Raw genomic sequence first — 17,901 nt, 5'->3', positions numbered from 1 at the left:
GAGGCTCAGATACAGCCCAGCACCGCGAAAAACGATGTCTCAAAACCCACCTGCACTCATTGCCAGCGACGCTTTGTCCGGAAAACTGGAAAAACTCGACTCTCTAGCGGCCATCCTGCCGGCCGATCGTAGCGAGCAGCTGGCTCACCTCCTCACAGACGACGACGTCGACACTCTCCGGCATCTGGCCAAGGAAGGCATGGGCGAAAACACGCTCCGCGCCCTCACCTCGGACTTTTCGTATCTGGACGCTTGGTGCCAGGCAGCGACCGGCGCTCCCCTGCCCTGGCCCGCGCCGGAATCTCTGATCCTCAAGTTTTTGGCACATCATCTATGGGACCCGGAGAAGAGAAAAATTGATCCGGCGCACGGCATGCCGGATGAAGTTGCCAAAGAACTCGAGAGGCTGAGAGTCTTGAAAGCGCCAAAGTCAGACCGCCTCCGGCGGCCGCATGCGCCGGCGACCGTGGAACGACGGTTGGCGACCTGGTCGACATTGCACCGCTGGCGCGGCCTGGACGGCGCGTTTTCGTCGCCGCAAATTCGATCGGCCAAGCGACTGGCCGTTCGAACTGCGGACCGGCCAAGGGTCCGGAAAAGCAAAAAAGCCGTCACGGCCGATGTTCTGAAACAGCTTTTGGCAACCTGCGAAGGATCGGAGGTCCAGAAGCCATCGCTTATGGATGTGCGCGATCGCGCGGTTTTGCTGCTCGGCTTCGCCTCTGGCGGCCGGCGCCGTTCTGAAATTGCCGGGCTTCGTATGGATCGTATTCAGTTTGAGGAGCCGGTGCCAAGCGATCCGGATCAGCCGGACAGCCCTCTCCTGCCCTGTGCGACCATCCGTCTTGGCCGCACAAAGACGGAAGATGCCTCTCAAGATGACAATCATGTCTTGCTGCTCGGTAGGCCGGTTGATGCCCTGCAAGCCTGGCTGGACGCCGCCGGGATTGAAGACGGTCCCGTCTTCCGGGCGATCGATCAATGGGGGAACCTTAAGGCGAGGCCATTGTCATCTCAGTCTGTCAATGCGATTTTGAAGAAGCGCTGTGCCGATGCGGGTTTGGATCCTGCAGAGTTCAGTGCTCATGGTCTGCGGTCCGGGTTTCTGACGGAGGCGGCCAATCAGGGGATTCCGCTCCAGGACGCCATGCAACAGTCGCGGCACCGATCACTTGCCCAAGCGTCAGCCTACTACAACGAGGCGAACAATGGGAAACGGAAGTCGGCAAGGCTTATTGCATAGCGGAAGCGCTTGGAGGTTCCCTTGGGGCGGATTGCTTCGGCGTCGCAGGCGTCGATTGACTGGCGCTTTTTTACAAGGCACGGTGTCAGAGTGGGGCAAAGCGTCATCAAGTCAACAATGTCGATAAGAGCGCCAGTACAAGATAAAAAAGACCGAAAAACAACGATGTAATAGAGAACGGAAATCGTTTGTAGTTGATATGTTTGGTAATGCTTTTGGTGAACTTTGCAAACAAAAAACGAAGCGGGCCCAAACAGACTTGCGCTACAAAAAACAACAATAGCCATGCGGTTGTTGCGAATGTTGTCAAGAGCGCGGTCGCATTGAAAATGTGCTCAAAATTCGGAGCTGGGCCGGATATATTTGGATCGCTTCGCATAATCGGCGAACAAGTCTCGAGATAGTCCTTAGGGTTTTCTGCGAATACGATAAACGTAGAGTTTGCTTGGTGACACATCTGCCAAAGAATTGGCCTCCAACCTTCCCAACTTGTTCGTCCATCTATCTTTGCAAGGGTCCAAAAGAATATCGCTATGAAACCTGCGATAATGATGAACGTGAGCACGATATCGACTAACAAACCAATCAATTGAACAATTCGGTTCGATCCAATCAGTTTCTTCATAAAGAACTTAGTCTGAATCAGCGACAGGTAGTCACCAATTCCGTTGGCAACAATGACCGCACCAAGACCAATCAAGTTTTCAGGAGACGCATTTGTGAAGAGCTGAACTAAACTTCGACCAGCAACACTAGAAACAATAACTGAAAGCGTAAGGAACAAAACCAACGAAGCAAGCAATGATCGCAGAATCGAAATACGACCGTTTTTTCCCTCAAAAACGATTGAAAACAAGTCAACAATAACCTGAGCAGATTCTGAAACAAAATTTTCCCTATACTGAAATGTGAGCTCGGAGTACTTTTGTCTTATCGAGTTTCTGACAAGAGTGTCGGCTGTTACTCCAACCCCGACCAACATAACCGCGTTTGTCAAAACATCCCAAAAATCACCAAGCATATCTAATGACGGTTCCAATCAATTTAAAATTGCAGCAATAAATTGAGCACTCAGTAAGCGCATTGCGCCCACTAAGTGCTGCTTCTAAAGACAGGGTTGCAACTTTAGGAAGTCAAAGCGCGAACCAATCTAGGCGCTGTGCGTGTGGTTGGCTCGGCAAGGACGTTTACAAGTCGCCATGTTACGGACTGCCCGTCCTCAACTCTGGCGTTGGCACTGTCGTCAAACGGTACGAAACCTTTGTCGCGATTTATAAATTTCCCATCTGCGTCAAAAATATAGTATTGCCAAACCGAGTATGCCGGTCGCGCCAAAAGGTCTTCCGCGAGCATGTATTCACCGCTCGGGTATTCAATACCGCTGGACCCGCTTTTGAACGACGCCTCATAAAATGCGCGAAACATGTTGGGAGAGGTCATTCCATTTGTCGTGACAGTTGAATACGAAAAAGAATTGCCGGGTGTGATTTGCGCACTTGCCGCATCAAGTACGTCTTTTACAGATCCGCCTGATGGCAACTCTACGTCAGAACGGTAAAAAATTCCAACAACTCGCAGTGATATAGCCATTTCGATCTCCGAATTTTATAAAGGATTTGATCAACTTCTTTAACAACTCTAGGTTATATCAACTTTAAGGTGAAAATGAAGGGAACAAATAACCTGCTATTTTCAATCAAAGACTTATTGACCACTTTGTCTCATTCGGGTGCGATTTTTTACTTGCGTGGATGAGGACGGCGCTACCCGACCGGTGCTGAGTGTGCACTTTAATAGTGGCTGCGTTCAGAAAGGTTTTGTCAGGATGGCCGCGTAATTTAGGGCGATTGTTCTATACAAGCGCGTGGTGCTCGTACCACCAGCGGCCCTTCAAGTTTTGAACTGTTAGTACGTACGATCGGACCCTTTAGACGTTCGACTTCGCTTCTGGCGGCCGGCGCCTTTCTGAAATTGCGGGACGCCGTATTGACCGTGTCCAATTCGAGGATCCGCTGCCAAGCGATCCGGATCAGCCGAACAGCCCTCCCCTCCCCTGTGCCACCATCCACCTTCGCCGGCCCAAACCGAAAGACGCATCTCAAGTCGACAACCATGTTTTGCTGCTAGCAGAACCTGTCGATGCTCTACAAGTCTGGCTGGACGCCTCCGGGATTGATGACGGCCCAGTTTTTCGGGCGATCGATCAGTGGGGCAACGTTAAAACGCGCGCGCTGTCTCCGCAGTCCATCTATGCGATTTTGAAAAAAACTCTGCAAGGACGCAGATCTGGATCCCAATGATTTTAGTGGGCACGCACTGGGCACTGGTTTTTTGACACAAGCAGCGAACCAGGGAATCCCGCTCCATGATGCCATGCAACAGCCGCGGCATCGATCGTTATCCCAAGCCTCTGCCTACTACAACAATGGCAACTGCCAGCGCCGGCGGTCGGCACGGATCCTTGAATAAAGATGTTTGAACTCACGCTGCCCTGCCGAACAAAGGATGTTGGTTGCCGTTTTCGCCAAAAATCGCATTTCAATGTGCGCGCCAGTTAGGAAGAGCGACTAAAAGCGGAAAGACTAGAGACGGTAGTATACCTAGATTTGCTAACCTACCTTTTTGGTCAGCGAGAGGCCGCTAAATCGTAGTTCGTATCGACGCCGAGCAGGCCGCGTTAATTCCCTTGGGTGTAAACAGGAACCATTGTGATTGGGTTGAAGCTTCTCTCGACGCTTGGTCTTCGCCAGTTTACGAGTGGGTTGATGAGGATTCTTAGTCATGCAGGTCAGTCAGCTGTAAGCAAATTGTTTGACGAAGAACGCGAAGGCAGTAACCGGCTCAACGTAACAGCAACCCTTGTCTTTCACATGCCTATAACGGTGGGCATTCAAGCAGGGCGAACTTTCCCTTGCCTTGCAGATGTCCCAAATGCTTGCCAAATTCGCGTCGCCGAACATCAATTCAATGCTCCTTCGCAAACCGATCAAAGGTGGAAATTCCGCTTGGTCGAATTGAGCATCGCGGCGCTGAGAGGTGCGATATAGCAACTGCTATATTCGATAAACGGTTGTAAGAGATGACGTTTTGCGCCGGCAGGCAGCTCGCGGAAGGGTTCAATGTCGCACAAGTTGGGCTGTTAGCGGGGATTGGGTTCTGTTTTGAATGTCTTGTTCGCGTAATGTGGGCGATATAGTAGTTCCACACCAGCTAGGGTTGCCATATGTAAAGAGACTCAGCCTCTTTTTCTCAAAGTTATTTTATAAAGGGATTTGGTATGGCTGCGAAAATCGGTAGGGCGCTGTTATTGGCGCTGCTCACACTCTTTAACGCTACAAAACGGATCGCCATTCTCCGCGACCTTGATGTCCTGGGTGGCGCTCGAACAGATCTGAGAAAGTCGCCAGAAGGCATGGATTTCCAGCGTTCAGGTGCATCTTGTCCATCTATTGAGACGGACCGCAAGGACAGGGCCGATGCCTTTAATGCCTCGCTGGTCGCAGACCGCTTTAGCTATCACGATTCAGCGGGCCCCTGTCAGTACTTTCTGGCCGGGAATCGGTTGACGGTTCGCAATCCAGCAAACGAGGTTGTATTCGATCCCCTCCCCGACCAGGACGTTGCTGGTCTGAGCGAGCCGCCGGTGCCCGCAGGTGTTCCGATCGCCGTCACTTATCAGCGCCGCCGGGAAGGCGAATGGAAGGAAGCGCCGGAATTTGATCTGATTGCTGCCAATGGCGCGCGTGTTTTTGTCAAGCAGAAGGACAAAAACAGGTTTTTCTTTATGTCAATCGGCGACGAGTTTCTGCATGTCGATCCGTCGAACAGCGAAACCCTGCCACGGGGCGGGCCCGATGTCCCAATCGACGGCTACTATAACGGCCTTGATGCGCAAATGGAGCAAACTGTTACCCCCGGCATGGCGTGGCCAGTGCTGCCTGACTTCAACAATCACCCCTCCGCCGCACCCTTCACCATCCCCAGGATCAAGGCCGGGTTCCTTGCCAAGGTGCTGGTCATTCTTTTTGGGCTTTTGGGTGTAACTGCCGGGGCAATTGCGGGGGCCGTCGTTTGGTTGCCAGTGATCGGCTGGGCGCTGGCAGTATTAACGCTGATATTCGGCGGACTGATTGCTGCGGCAGCAACTTTCATATCGATATATCTTGTGACCCTCGGCGGCCAATCCTTACCACGCACGCTCAAAGAGCTTGGCCTGTCTCCTGACGTGATGATGATGCGGGTGCACAAGAACGTATGGTATCAGCTCGATCCACGCCCGCCCTATGACCCAAGCGGGGTGTCCCGCCGATGGATGCCCTTTGTGACCGAAGATGCAATCACCTATTGGGACGACAAAACGGGTAAGGAGGTCTCTGAACCGGGCGTCGCGATCGATGGCGTTCTGGATATTGGGGTTGGCCATGTATATCGCCACCGGGCCTACGACGAGACGATCGGCGGCGAATTGGATACGCTCAGACCTCGGATCATGCGCATGTATCAAGCGATCTTTGGCCCGATCGAGGATGCTGGAGGCTATGTCGACGGTACTTGCAACTTTTACATGCTGGCAAAGATCAAAATCAGGTTTGAAGGGCAGGATCCGCGCGACGCTTATGGCGTATTATGGGTCGACGAACAAACCTATCCGACAGACCGTTGGCATGTGCTGTCGATGGAAGACGACTACTGGACCATGGCCAAGCGATTTTCGGCGCAGGGGCAGGTGGTCCGAGGTGCATTGAGCGCCACAACAAGAGCGTTGCTCAAGCCCTTTTATGCGCTCGTCGACAGCATGCTGGGTAAAACCTCGCAGACATTTAACGAGCGCTACTGGGCATTCGATATCCGACAGTGGTGGTGTCCCTTCCGTCAGCATTGGTACAATGGTGCGCCACGTTTTGATGATCACAGCCGCATGCAAGTCTCCCGTCAAGTCATTGCCGTTACCGGGAAGCTGGTAGCCAGTGATGCTCCTGATGGCCGCGAACGACCAGTCCTTTACACGATCAACGCAAGTTTTGGGACAATGGATCGCACATGGCGCTGGCGAGACTTTCCGCCAGGTGTGATGGTCGATTCCGCAGGGCTCCAATGGGCAGATATCACCGGCTCTGGATCCACAATTTTGCCGCGGACATTGCAATTCCGCGAGGATATGAGCCTGGTTTTTCTCGGTACGGCGCAGATGCCCTGGGCCCGCCAGAAAGTGCCGGGGCGTTGGGTCCAGAAATACCTGCCCGCCAACAACATCGAAGCGCCCGAAGCACGCGCACTACGTAGTTCACGCAAGGCTCCAGCGCAAGCCTACCGCCATGATTGGCGTTTTATAGGCGAGACAGCATGGGACGTTTCCGAACGGTTCCTGCATCTTGGAATTTACGACCGTGTCGACAGCCGCTGCCAGTTCTATCTAATGCCAGACATCCGGCCTGAAACCTTTCGACGCGAGGATTTTGACGCGATTTTCGCGGAAGACAGCCCCATGATCTGGGAGGAAACCAGCCAGTCTCTCGCCTTCGCCAACAACCAGGATGTCGCAACAACCACTGTCCGCTCGCCTTACAACGAACGCCTGGCCTTTCACGTTCGGCGCAGGGGCCCTTGGGGTGAGATCGCCACATTTGCTGACAAGCGCGGTGACGAGGTCAGCGCGCTGCGGCCTTCTCAGCAGGCGACGATGCAGGTGATCAGTGGTGGGGGAGGGATACCAACCACACCAAATGCGCTTTTCAGTTTCGGTCAACGCGTGCGGCGCTTTACCCCACCGGTTGTTCAAATGGTTCGCTGCGTCGCAGAGCCCGCAACTGGCAGTTTGCATGTCTTTCTGTATTCGAGGATGGCAGGACCAGATCGAAGGGCATTGTCGGGCACGCAGGATTGGTGGACAGACATATTGCCACATCCCGATTACTTGTCCCTTATTCGCACCGTCCGGAATTGGGCACCGTTCCCCAGCGTTCCGCCTGATGCGCATTACAAAGCGCTTTCTTTAAGGCTGCCGCCCATTGTAGCAGCTGCTGGATATGCATCCGATGCGCAAGCATTGTTGCCATTTGAAGCCTATTTGCGACCCCGCTTCTCGAATTGGAACCCAGGTTCGGTGGAGGACGGGGATGACATATTCGACCCGCATCTCTGGCGGCTACGTATCGCGTCGATCGCCACAGACAACAAAACCATTTTGAACCATCTGGACCTGAGGTTTTATGACCAGAATCAAAGAATCTTCAAGCTGACACGGTTGTCGCATTACCTGGCCTATTGCAAACTACAGATCGGCCAATCAGGTCTACAACAAGAGTTGTTCGACCTGATCAGCAACCCTCAGGCCCAGTTCGAGCGAGGTTTGTCGATTTGGTGCGAGGACATTACAGGCCATGTCTCATTGGCAGAACGTAGTGTATTTGACGTTCTGTGATGTGGTTAGCCCAAACGGGTCTCGTCGATGATCAGTAGCGGGGCCTGAGTGTGGAGGAGGCAGTTCTTGTCGATCAGGCGTCCCTTACGTGAAGCCATGGAGAGTGCCTCGATGTGATCTGTTTGTGTCGCTCGGTAAGCGCTCCTGCCGGCTTTCAGCGCGGCGATGCCGAACTCAGTGGTAGATGGGATTGCCTGTGCCCGAGGCCCCCAAGAAAATGAACCACCTCCGAGCGAGGGATAGTCAATCGACACAACTAGTAAAAGTGTACTTGCCACTCAATTTATTGACGCTACCGAGTTACACTCCGCAGCATCTTCGGGTCCGGACATCGCGACCTTTGCACAGCGCTTTGTCGCTCTTGCTACACTGGTTCCGCCAAAAGTTGAGAAGCAAGTTGTCGCCTGGAGAGCTCCTCTGAAATTGTTGTAAAGTTTTGCAGCGCGGGCCTACGACTTAGCAAAGCTGAATTCCGCAAGAGCGCCGCCCCAACGAACGAACCAAAGCGTCCTTTTTGTCTTTCCCAAACATGGCAGACGCGCACCCACGGCGACACTTTATTGTCAAAAATTCAGATTGAGTGAATTACTTCTTTTTCTTCGTAGTTTTCTTGCGCTGTTGCCCAAGACCCATTTTACGCGCGAGTTCCGATCGCGCTGCCGCATAGTTCGGTGCGACCATCGGATAGTCGGCACCCAATCCCCAACGCTCACGGTACTCATCTGGTGTCAGATTGTAGTGCGTTCTGATGTGACGCTTCAGGGACTTGAATTTCTTGCCGTCTTCTAGGCAGATGATGTGGTCATCAGTGATGGATTTTTTGATCGGAACAGCAGGCTTGAGCTCTTCGACTTCCGGCTCGTTGGCTTTGCTGGCCGTTTGATGAAGCGCGGTGTGAACTTGTTGGATCAGAGCAGGCAGCTCTGCCGCGGGAACCGTGTTGTTCGAGACATAGGAGACGACAACATCCGCGGTCAGGTCGATGATGTTGGTCTCGATCGGATTGTCAGTCATGGTTTCCCCAGTGTTGTTGTGTTGAATTGAAAGAGATCACACCGTCAAAGGCCACAATAATCTTATAGAATCAGACTCTGTTCTTCTTAAGCACTATTGATGATTTTCCAAGGCTGTCAATTCGGACGCTATTTCGCCCTCTTTTTGAAGCAGGCTCCGCCGACTCAATTGCTTGTTTCGGCCTCTTTAGGTGTCGTTTTCGGACGGGAAATGCGTGGCGGCATACATGCTGCCGCTTCTTTGTCATGCCGTTTTGCCCCCACGATAACTCCGTTAGGTATTTGTTAACGAAAAATGCCTTGCAGGTTTGGTGGGAATCCGGCATCACTCTGACGGAGTGATCTGTCACTATGGGTCATAAACCGTCAGAGGGCATTCATGGCCGTTATCGAGCAAATATCCGGTGAACGCGATACGACCGCAAAGATCGAGAATTTCACGCATCGGCTGTCAGATCGTTTGCAGACCATGCGCGAGATGACCTATCCGCCGGAAGCGCGCAAGGTTTTTGGCAGGACGTTTTCAACCACCGACCTGGTGCGTCTGCTGGGCGTTCCTGAAAGCACGCTCCGAACTTTGACGCTGGAGGGGAGGGGACCTCAGCCGCATCGGGCTGAAAACAATCGCCGGATTTATACCGTTGACCAGGTCTGGGAACTGCGCAGCTTCCTTGCAGACCTGCGTCCAGACGATGCATTGCGTCTGGTGCCCAAGCGTCGCCGTGGCGAGAAGCTGCAAGTGATCGCTGCGGCAAATTTCAAGGGCGGAAGTTCCAAAACGACAACATCGGTTCATCTGGCTCATTACCTGGCCCTACAGGGCTATAGGGTCCTTTGCGTCGATCTGGATCCCCAGGCTTCAATGACGACGACGTTCGGAATACAGCCGGACCGAGACCTGAGACCAGGGGAGGGGGATGACGAACGTACGGACACTGCATACGACGCTTTGCGTTATGACAATTATCGCATCCCATTTGCCGAGGTCGTCCGTGAAACCTACTTCCCGGGGATCCACCTTGCCTGTGGCAATCTGCGTCTCATGGATTTTGAATACGATACGCCAACCGCTTTAGCAGAACGGCGAACCGATGAACACGGTCTCTTCTTCCAGCGTCTGGACGCAGTCATCCAGTCAGTCGAAGACAATTACGACGTCGTGGTTCTCGATACGCCGCCGTCGCTTGGCTACACCACTATGGCGGCTCTTTATGCAGCGACAGGCCTTATCATCACCGTCCATCCGGCGATGCTCGATGTGTCGTCTTGTTCGCAGTTTCTGAAGATGATTGCCGATGTGACACATACACTTTCCGAAGGTGGAGCTGTCTTCGAACACGACTTCACGAAATTCCTGCTGACCCGTGTAAATCCAAATGACGGTCCGCAAAAAATCATGTCTGGCACCATGCGGGATCTTTTCGGAACAGATGTTCTTGTCGCCGAAGCAGTTGAGTCTACTGCAATCGCATCGGCTGGCGTTGCCAAAAAGAGCCTTTATGAGATTGAGCCAGGTGAAGTTGGTCGCGAAACCTTGAAACGAGCTCTTGAAAGTGCTGACCGTGTGAATGCGGAAATTCTCGACTTAATCAAGGGTGTCTGGGATAGGGAAGTTTGATGATGAAGAAGTCTATCGTCAAAATGATGTCCGATGCCGCTGCAGCAGCAGGTGAAAATAGCGACGCGCCGGCGCGGAGCCAAAAGGCAACGACGGCGCCGGTGGTGAGTTCCATGGGGCGTGCTCTGTCGCATATGCGCGAGGACAGCATAGTATCGCTAGATCCTTCTAAAATTGATCCGAGCCCATTCTCCGACCGGTTTGAGACGGATGAAGAGGCTGGCGACGCTCTTGAGGAACTGAAGCTTTCCATTCACGACGAAGGTCAGAAAATCCCCGTCCTTGTGCGACCGCACGCGAGCGAAAAAGACCGGTACCAGCTTGCTTACGGTCATAGGCGTTTGTTGGCCATTCAATCACTGATGAGTGAGTCCGCTCGACCTGAGACATTCAAGGTCAAAGCGTATGTCCGCGAGCTAAGTGATGCGGAGCTGATCAAGGAGCAATCCCTAGAAAACGGTGTGCGTGAGAACTTGACTTTTGCCGAAATGGTGCTGTGGGCCGAGCAGCTGCGCAAGGCGGGTCTCAAGCAACGGGAAATGCAGCCTGTTCTAGGGCAGGTTCAAACGGTGATTTCAAATATGCGGAAAATTGCCGACAGCATTCCGCATGACATCATCTATGCGATCGGCCGAGCCAAAAATGTGGGTCGACCCGCCTGGCTGGACCTTGCCAAGCAATTTGGTAACCCAGATGCCGAAAAGCGAGTCCGTAAACTCCTGGAAAGCGACGAGTTTAAAGCGGCTTCCGGGCAGGACAGGATTTCAATGGCAACGCGTGCTGCCAAATCACGTGACAAAAATGTCGTGCGCCCTGACGCTTCGATTGTCGACGTCGATTCAAACGGAAAGGTTTTTGCCAGAATAAAAACATCGGCTTCGGCGACGACGATTTCCATCCCGAAAGTGGAATCGGCCTTTGGCCAATGGCTTGGCGACAATTTGCTGGATCTCTACAAGGATTTCGAACGGCAGCGCAACGACGAAACTATGACAAAAAAGGCTAGGCAATAGTTGTGGGCACCATGACGTTGTGACCCGCTTGGTGAACACTGGGGACAGCGGTCTTTACGAGACCCGTAAGCTGCCTACAGCCGATAGGTAAAGACACTGGAACGAAAACGGAGGAACGGGTGAAAAGTTAGGGCAAAATGAAAAGAGACCGAAACGGCGGCAACCGTTCGATCTCTTTAATCACGGTTCAGCCGGGAAAACCCAAACAGGAACCTCAACACGTCCTTGTTTTAGGCGAATTCCGAATCACACGCAAGATCGATCTTGTGTGAACAGTGGATTTGTGCCGATTTCCCATCACTGAACCTCCCAAATAAATCAGCGCCGCAGTCCACTTGGCTACGGCGAACGGAGGTTTTTATGCCTACTGTTTCGAACGTTTCTTCCTTCCGGAAGATAACGCCTGGGATCCTTGCATCTCAACGCCTGGCTATGTCAAACGACATTCCAGACGTCGGAAAGTCAGAAGTCGCAATTGCTCTCAAAAGAGCTGCTCAACCGCTGGCACTCAGTTCAACAGCATATCATGTGCTCGACATTCTGCTCGGGCTGTCGAAGTCAGAAGACTGGAAGGGCGCAGCCCGACCGATCGTCGCGATCTCCAACGAAAAGCTGGCGTCTTATGTCGGCCGGAGCGAGCGCACTGTGATCCGCGCCATCAAGCAGCTCGTTGAAGCGCAGGTGCTCGCCTACAGAGATAGTTCTACAGGTCGTCGTTGGGTGCATCGGAACGGAAGAGGCGATATTACTTTTGCTTACGGTCTCGATTTTACGCCGGCACGCATTCGTTATCATGAAATCAAGCGGATGGCAGATGAATGGCAGGCTGAACTAAATGCCAGACGGGAAGCGAAACGCACAGTTGCCAGGGTTTCTCGAGCGATAATCGATATCCTAAATGTCACGTCCGATCTGTCTCTTTCGGATTTTCAATGCCAGATGGACGTAATCTTTGCAGGGGAGGGGGATATCCAGGAGAAGGCTGTCGCGCTGCAGGACTTGTACGATTTATTGCTTGAAGATGTTGCCGCGGCTCAGGCAGCCGAAAACCGAGCAAAAACAAATAAAAAGTCAGGCGAGCATGACAAAAGTGTCACCCCTATATCTAATACAAGCTCACTTGACTCTTACTTAAATAATCGGACATCCGCTAACGCGGATGAAGTTGACTTAAAATCTAACGACGCCTACAGCGTCGAAATAGCTCCTGAAAAGGAGCAAGCGGAGCCGGAAGGGGGTAAAACAGCCTCCAAACACCCGAAGAACCCCTCTAATGGAGCGGATTTCCGACCGCAAGCACTTCTGGACGCAGTTTCGATCTCCTTATTGGAAAGCGCGTCCAAGACCGTTCAAAGCGATTTTGGGCTCTCGTTGGCTAACTGGCCGGAATTGATGTCAGCGGCGGAGGTCATGCGCGTTGGGATAGGCCTCAGCGAAGCTGCCTACGCTGAGGCTTGCGGCCGGCTAGGAAGGCAGGCGGCTGCCGCCATTCTGACAATGGTAACTGAAAAGGCCCTGCGCGATCCGGAAAAAATTAGTTCACCAGGCGGATACTTCCGCGCGTGTTGCGATCGGGCTGCGGAAGGAAAACTCGCGTTGGCGAAGTCGCTGTTTGGACTGGCCGCGAAGTAAGCCTCGATGGAAGTGGGGGAGACTGTAGGCGTCATCTGCGATCGGTATCGCTGGATTGTGTCTTGCCGTACTCGAAACAAAGGAGATCTTGTGTGGTAAAGCCCCAACTTTCCGTAAAGAGTGCAAATGCGCAGGACTTGTCTCATCGTCTGGCTCGGCGCGAACACCGTTCGATTGGGGTCAACGTCGAGCGGAGCCTTGTTTGGCAACTTATCGTCAGAAGTGCTCTCGTTCTGGTCACATTGGTATGCGTTTTCTAGGCCCAGCCACAGATCCACTTCAAATTTCAGACCGTTTGCATCAACCCTACAACGCAAAAAAGACCGGAGCGTCCTCCGGCCTTTTTCTAGGTAATCTCTACCCTCAGTAGAGCATTATTATTTGACAGATTTTCAAGACAGCGGTGCTGTTATAGACGACCATCAGCATCATCATTGCCTGAGCCTCGATTTCCTTGCGATGCCGGATCACAGCGACGGCCAGAATGCCGTAGCACACCGACAAAGCGATATTGAGACTCACATACAGTACCGTGTCGATGGCGTAATACAGCTTAAGGTGGATTGCTGCTGCCATCGCTGTGACAATCAGAACATTGCAAGTCAGCGCCTTGTAGAGCATTATTAAGTCCTCTCGGTACGACCACATTTAGTCGGAGAGATTGGGCGGCGGACTTAGTTTGCAGACCGAGGCGTCGCCCAAATCCTTCCTTGCCGAACGTATATTGGCCCGTTGGCATACGATAATAGTGCCTCTTCGATAGCCTTCTGCAAAGCCACAAAATTACCTAAAATCATAGACTTATGTCGTCAAACAGGCCGCGCATTGTGCTGCTGCGCCCTGTGTTAGGCCCACATACCCTGACAAAATCAAAGTTGGCTTAGAGCAAGTTCAGCGATGTCTGTGCTTGATGGGTCGTGTAAGGGCAAGTCACCCTTACAAAGGGTAAGTTTGCCCTGTCACACGACTGTTACAGAAAGATGGTCTTAAATTCGAACGAAATTGTTGGGGGCTTTTTTGGGCAAGCAACGCACTTGTTTGCGCTACACATGACCCTATGGAGGAACGAGTGGACTACCTGGCCAACATTATCCAACAGCAACGCCAAGCAGTTCGACCGGCCAACTACGAGGACTTGTTGTTCCATCCTATAGCAGACGATCCCACAACAAGTGGCGCCAGTTGCTATAGCAACTGGGAATTCGATCACGGAACTCAACCACGCTTTTATGTTGGTGGGGTCCTCTGGTTCATGCGTTCGACAAGCCTCAACGCAAACTCGCTCGCTGGCTATAAAGAAGAGGCCGTGCAAGCCGTTTCAGATCGAACCAACTGGTCTGATATGCCCAATTCCAATAACAACTGGACCGGTCAAATCGCGCGCCAGCAGTTTAATGCTGCACGCAACCATAAGCCGCTCTTTTTTCAGAAAGCTGCCGTTATCATCATGGCGTGTGAACTGGCCGCCGAAAAGATGCTCGCGAGTGGACGTACTCTGCAAGACATTAACGCAGCAGAAGATATCTACCGTTTCATGTCCATCATTCCAGCCTGCTGGAATATCAACGATTTCGATGCGGATTTCTATAACCAACATATTGCAAAGGACAAGGCCGCCCAAGAAACACTGCGAAGGGCGTCAAAGCAATCACAGAAGACGGTAATTGCGGAACTCGCGAATGGCCACACTGTTACATACGAAACAGCCAGGGCGATTAAATCTTCAATCGACGATGATCTGCCAGACAATGTGAATGTCGGTGACGTTCGAGCTCGACCTGGCAAGCAGAAGCTGGGCCACAAACGCACATCTGACTACGAAGTGTGTGATTGCGGCTAGTCACCAGCGAGAATGGAACAATCCACCTGGGCTTTTCCAACCTGGCGTTTTCATATCCAAATCAAGGCCGACCTCATTAAGCAGTGTCAAAAGCGACTCCATCCGCTTTGAGCAGCCGTTTAGAAGTTCCTCGATTTCCGCGTGACGCATCTGGACCACGTCCCCAACGCGCGTCTTTCCCTCGTCGGCCAACGCAATAGACAAGTCGAACAGTTCAAGTCGTTTCACCACGAATGACGGAAAGTGGCGATCAAGATAACCGTGTAGGTTTCGAGGAACAAACCTGATAGGCCTGTTGTCTAGTTCATCAAAACAGACCTCACGCCCAAGACCTGCATGAAACGGACATACTTGAATTTCATGCTCGGTCCCAAGACCTTCAGAAGGCTTCTTTGATCTTCGCAATTTTGAAAGATGGTGTGCTTTGCGCAGCTCTTTAAAGTCAAAAAGCGGGAGCTGGTATGTCTGCGGAAACGTGATGCGATTAGATTTCGAATTTTCCGGTTGACCAACCTTAGACGCTGGTGTGTGGGGCGCGAAGAAAGGTAGCTCTAGTTGTGCAGGCTGCTCGTCATCTCTTCGGCAATTCACCGCCGCCATTGCCTGCTCCGATACCGCTTTGCCCCAATAGGTACGAATCATACCACAGAACGCTTGGCAACAAAGCGAATTTGCCCGTTATCGACAGTCCAATACAAGACAAATGGTTCAATGGGACGCTGCGGTTTACGGGCGAAACACCGGCTCATTTCAGCTATCGTCTTCAATTTACACAAGTGTTGCACGTCAGAGTGAATAGATCAGCTTTGGTCTTCATTAAGGTCGTCCAATGTTGCCAGGTGCCATCCGTTGAATTGTCGTGAAAAACACCGCCTATTTTTTGGCCGAGGATCATAAGAACAAATAAGGGCATGTCGAAAAGGTTCGCAAAACAATCGTTCTGTGTTTTTTGAGAGCAACATCAATTTATTATGCGCAATCCCGTTGGGCCGGGCTCTACGCGCTGTGCGCACGAAGCCAGGCGCAAGCGCCCGTCTCCGCCATCCGGTCACGATCCCTCTTGCCTTGCGGACATTCGTCCTGCGCGCTCCGCTTGCCCTGAGATAAGGCCCGCTGCCGCCGTCGTTCGTTGACCTGGCGGGAAAGGGGCCGCGCGGCTTCCCCTCTCCCACAAGGGCAAAATCCGGTCTCCCCATCCTTCCTCATTCCAGCCGCCGGCTGAACCGGCGTCTTCCAATCGTGCAGGACCTGGTGCGGATCCGCATGGGCGGATCTGCACCCGGCCGTCCCGGTGGGCGATCCCCCTCCGGATTTTCCCCTTGTCCCTCTCCCCTTCGTTCTCGCCGCCGAAGTCTCAGGAGCAGGAGCCGGACTCCTGCCCTGATCGGGCAAGAACCCGCGTTCCGCGGAAAAAAGGGAAAAGGAGAAAACCCAAATGATGGTCTTGAAAATGATCTGTGAGCTGATCGGGCTCGGCTTGTTCCTGTGCGGCCTTTTCGCCGTTTGCCTAGCCTTTGCGAACTAAGGGGAGGGGAGATCATGGAACAGTCAATCTTCAGCGCAACCTATAGCCCGGAAGACAACAAACTGCGTCTTTATGCAGACCGTCGGCTGGATTCAGAAACATACGCCCGCGTCAAAGAGATGGGTTTTAAATGGGCGCCCAAACAGGAGCTGTTCGTTGCACCAAAGTGGACGCCCGCCCGCGAAGACTTTTGCCTGGAACTCGCAGGCGAGATAGACCCGGAACTGACCACACTCGCCGAAAGGGCCGAAGCGAAAGCCGAACGGTTGGACGCGCTGGCAGAGAAACGCGACCGTCAGTCAAACGCCTTCGCGCGTGTCGCCGACGATCTAAGCCAAGCTTTCTATATGGGCCAACCCATCCTTGTTGGCCATCAATCGGAGCGCAAAGCCCGCAAAACACAAGAACGCATGCACAACGCCATGGATAAATCCGTAAGGGCGTCAAAGGCCGTGCAGTATTGGCAGTGGAAAGCCGCAGGCGTCGAACGCTTCGCCAACATGAAAAACAGTCCGCGGACCCGTGCAAACCGTATCAAAACACTGCTCGCAGACCTCAGGGACATTCAACGGTCCCTAAATCATGCCGGGCTCTGCCTGAAAGTCTGGGAGAAAAACACAAGCGACGAAGCCATCACAGCCCTGTCGAACAAGCGCCTGAAAACCGGAGATCTGGTCTATTGGGACCATGCGACCGCCTTCCGAGAAGGAAAGTTGGCCGCACAGGAATTGCGCAACATCTCGATGAAAAATGCGCAAGCGATCCTGGAAAACCCTTCCCGCCGCCGTTGGATCGACCATATCTTGAACCGGCTCGCCTATGAACGGGATTTGTTGGGACCGGTCGAGCGATACGAAGGCGAACTGACACCCGTCATCTTGCAAGCTTTCGCCCGCGAACATGGAGCCCACAAGCCAGCGGCCAAGAAAAGCGAAACCGGATTTGAACTGACCAGTTCCGCACCGCTCCCCCTTCATATTGCAAACGGGGAGAGCCTTGATCTTACCGCCGATCAATGGCGGGACTTGATGCAAAGCGTCGGCTATTCGGTGCCGGAAAAGAAATCGGCTTTGCCGCCGATCCTGAATTTCAGGGCAGGGGAGCTTGTCGCGCCAAACCGCTACCACGCCGGCGAAACCCGCACATTCCGTCAGGTGGAAATGACCAAGGCGCAATACGCGGCCATTCACAGCGATGCCCGGTGGGTGGAAACCAGCCTTTGCGGAACCTTCCGGTTTAAGGTTGCTCCCGATCCGGACCACAAAGGCCCGTACTATTCCAGCCCGCGCGTTGCCGTGTTCCTCACCGATTCCAAGACACACGAAACACCGGAAAGCCTCAAAGGCAACCCGGAAGCTGCTTGAACGGCGGGAGGAGGGGGCTTGGCCCCCTCGTTTCTCATCGATCCGAACGCGAAAACACGAGGCAACCCCATGCTTAAGTGCCGATTTGACGCTTTCAGAAGCTACGACTTTCCGAATGCAATCATGCGGATCTATCCAAACCGCACCGTGAAGCTGTTCCCAAAATGGTGCCTGATGATCTCAAAAGACATCACCCGCTGCGAAGCCGCAGATTGTTTGCAGCAGCTCAGAC

The 17,901-nt window shown here is 52.9% G+C and carries 12 protein-coding genes; 7 read left to right on the top strand and 5 right to left on the bottom strand.

Annotated elements, in window-relative coordinates; all coding sequences use genetic code 11:
• Positions 1–34 precede the first annotated feature (34 nt).
• A complete protein-coding gene (locus ABVF61_RS31480) occupies positions 35–1,243 on the top strand; it encodes a site-specific integrase (RefSeq protein WP_353997563.1) in 1,209 nt (402 codons plus the stop codon).
• A 106-nt stretch (positions 1,244–1,349) separates the two neighbouring features.
• Here ABVF61_RS31480 and ABVF61_RS31475 read toward each other — a convergent pair whose 3' ends face one another.
• On the bottom strand, positions 1,350–2,264 hold the full coding sequence (locus ABVF61_RS31475) for a hypothetical protein (RefSeq protein ID WP_353997562.1): 915 nt from the start codon (positions 2,262–2,264) through the stop codon (positions 1,350–1,352).
• A gap of 104 nt (positions 2,265–2,368) precedes the next feature.
• On the bottom strand, positions 2,369–2,833 hold the full coding sequence (locus tag ABVF61_RS31470; RefSeq protein ID WP_353997561.1) for a hypothetical protein: 465 nt from the start codon (positions 2,831–2,833) through the stop codon (positions 2,369–2,371).
• 1,687 nt (positions 2,834–4,520) lie between these two features.
• Here ABVF61_RS31470 and ABVF61_RS31465 point away from each other — a divergent pair.
• Positions 4,521–7,664 (top strand): hypothetical protein, encoded by a 3,144-nt coding sequence (locus tag ABVF61_RS31465; RefSeq protein WP_353997560.1) that lies wholly within the window; start codon positions 4,521–4,523, stop codon positions 7,662–7,664.
• Positions 7,665–8,249: 585 nt separating this feature from the next.
• On the opposite strand, the gene ABVF61_RS31460 is transcribed toward ABVF61_RS31465, so the two are convergent.
• Positions 8,250–8,678, bottom strand: coding sequence for a Ros/MucR family transcriptional regulator (locus ABVF61_RS31460; RefSeq protein WP_353997559.1), 429 nt, complete (start codon positions 8,676–8,678; stop codon positions 8,250–8,252).
• A gap of 378 nt (positions 8,679–9,056) precedes the next feature.
• On the opposite strand from ABVF61_RS31460, the gene repA reads away from it, so the two are divergent.
• The 3 genes from repA to repC all read left to right on the top strand — a co-directional run bounded on the left by repA (position 9,057) and on the right by repC (position 12,940).
• Positions 9,057–10,295 carry a plasmid partitioning protein RepA gene (repA, locus tag ABVF61_RS31455; protein WP_353997558.1) on the top strand — a complete coding sequence of 413 codons (1,239 nt, stop codon included), beginning with the start codon at positions 9,057–9,059 and terminating at the stop codon, positions 10,293–10,295.
• A complete protein-coding gene (repB, locus tag ABVF61_RS31450; RefSeq protein ID WP_353997557.1) occupies positions 10,295–11,308 on the top strand; it encodes a plasmid partitioning protein RepB in 1,014 nt (337 codons plus the stop codon). Before repA ends, repB begins: the two co-directional genes overlap by 1 nt.
• A gap of 360 nt (positions 11,309–11,668) precedes the next feature.
• Positions 11,669–12,940, top strand: coding sequence for a plasmid replication protein RepC (gene repC / locus ABVF61_RS31445; protein ID WP_353997556.1), 1,272 nt, complete (start codon positions 11,669–11,671; stop codon positions 12,938–12,940).
• Positions 12,941–13,303: 363 nt separating this feature from the next.
• Here repC and ABVF61_RS31435 read toward each other — a convergent pair whose 3' ends face one another.
• The gene (locus tag ABVF61_RS31435) at positions 13,304–13,561 is read right to left on the bottom strand and encodes a hypothetical protein (protein ID WP_353997555.1); all 258 of its coding nucleotides are present in this window, start codon (positions 13,559–13,561) and stop codon (positions 13,304–13,306) included.
• Positions 13,562–14,009: 448 nt separating this feature from the next.
• Here ABVF61_RS31435 and ABVF61_RS31430 point away from each other — a divergent pair, with 448 nt between their 5' ends.
• On the top strand, positions 14,010–14,780 hold the full coding sequence (locus ABVF61_RS31430) for a hypothetical protein (protein ID WP_353997554.1): 771 nt from the start codon (positions 14,010–14,012) through the stop codon (positions 14,778–14,780).
• On the opposite strand, the gene ABVF61_RS31425 is transcribed toward ABVF61_RS31430, so the two are convergent.
• A complete protein-coding gene (locus ABVF61_RS31425) occupies positions 14,781–15,422 on the bottom strand; it encodes a hypothetical protein (RefSeq protein WP_353997553.1) in 642 nt (213 codons plus the stop codon).
• Between the two features lie 897 nt (positions 15,423–16,319).
• On the opposite strand from ABVF61_RS31425, the gene ABVF61_RS31420 reads away from it, so the two are divergent.
• A complete protein-coding gene (locus ABVF61_RS31420; RefSeq protein WP_353997552.1) occupies positions 16,320–17,669 on the top strand; it encodes a DUF3560 domain-containing protein in 1,350 nt (449 codons plus the stop codon).
• Positions 17,670–17,901 lie beyond the last annotated feature (232 nt).

The sequence above is a fragment of the Roseibium sp. HPY-6 genome, from assembly GCF_040530035.1.
GTDB lineage: Bacteria > Pseudomonadota > Alphaproteobacteria > Rhizobiales > Stappiaceae > Roseibium.
Note: the sequence above shows the minus strand (reverse complement) of the source record. Positions and strands in the feature narration are given on the sequence as shown.

Coding starts and splice junctions, on each gene's coding strand:
- ABVF61_RS31460 (WP_353997559.1), bottom strand. CDS start 8,678: ATGACTGACAATCCGATCGAGACCAACATCATCGACCTGACCGCGGAT.
- repC (WP_353997556.1), top strand. CDS start 11,669: ATGCCTACTGTTTCGAACGTTTCTTCCTTCCGGAAGATAACGCCTGGG.
- ABVF61_RS31425 (WP_353997553.1), bottom strand. CDS start 15,422: ATGATTCGTACCTATTGGGGCAAAGCGGTATCGGAGCAGGCAATGGCG.
- ABVF61_RS31465 (WP_353997560.1), top strand. CDS start 4,521: ATGGCTGCGAAAATCGGTAGGGCGCTGTTATTGGCGCTGCTCACACTC.
- ABVF61_RS31420 (WP_353997552.1), top strand. CDS start 16,320: ATGGAACAGTCAATCTTCAGCGCAACCTATAGCCCGGAAGACAACAAA.
- ABVF61_RS31470 (WP_353997561.1), bottom strand. CDS start 2,833: ATGGCTATATCACTGCGAGTTGTTGGAATTTTTTACCGTTCTGACGTA.
- ABVF61_RS31480 (WP_353997563.1), top strand. CDS start 35: ATGTCTCAAAACCCACCTGCACTCATTGCCAGCGACGCTTTGTCCGGA.
- repB (WP_353997557.1), top strand. CDS start 10,295: ATGATGAAGAAGTCTATCGTCAAAATGATGTCCGATGCCGCTGCAGCA.
- repA (WP_353997558.1), top strand. CDS start 9,057: ATGGCCGTTATCGAGCAAATATCCGGTGAACGCGATACGACCGCAAAG.
- ABVF61_RS31475 (WP_353997562.1), bottom strand. CDS start 2,264: ATGCTTGGTGATTTTTGGGATGTTTTGACAAACGCGGTTATGTTGGTC.
- ABVF61_RS31435 (WP_353997555.1), bottom strand. CDS start 13,561: ATGCTCTACAAGGCGCTGACTTGCAATGTTCTGATTGTCACAGCGATG.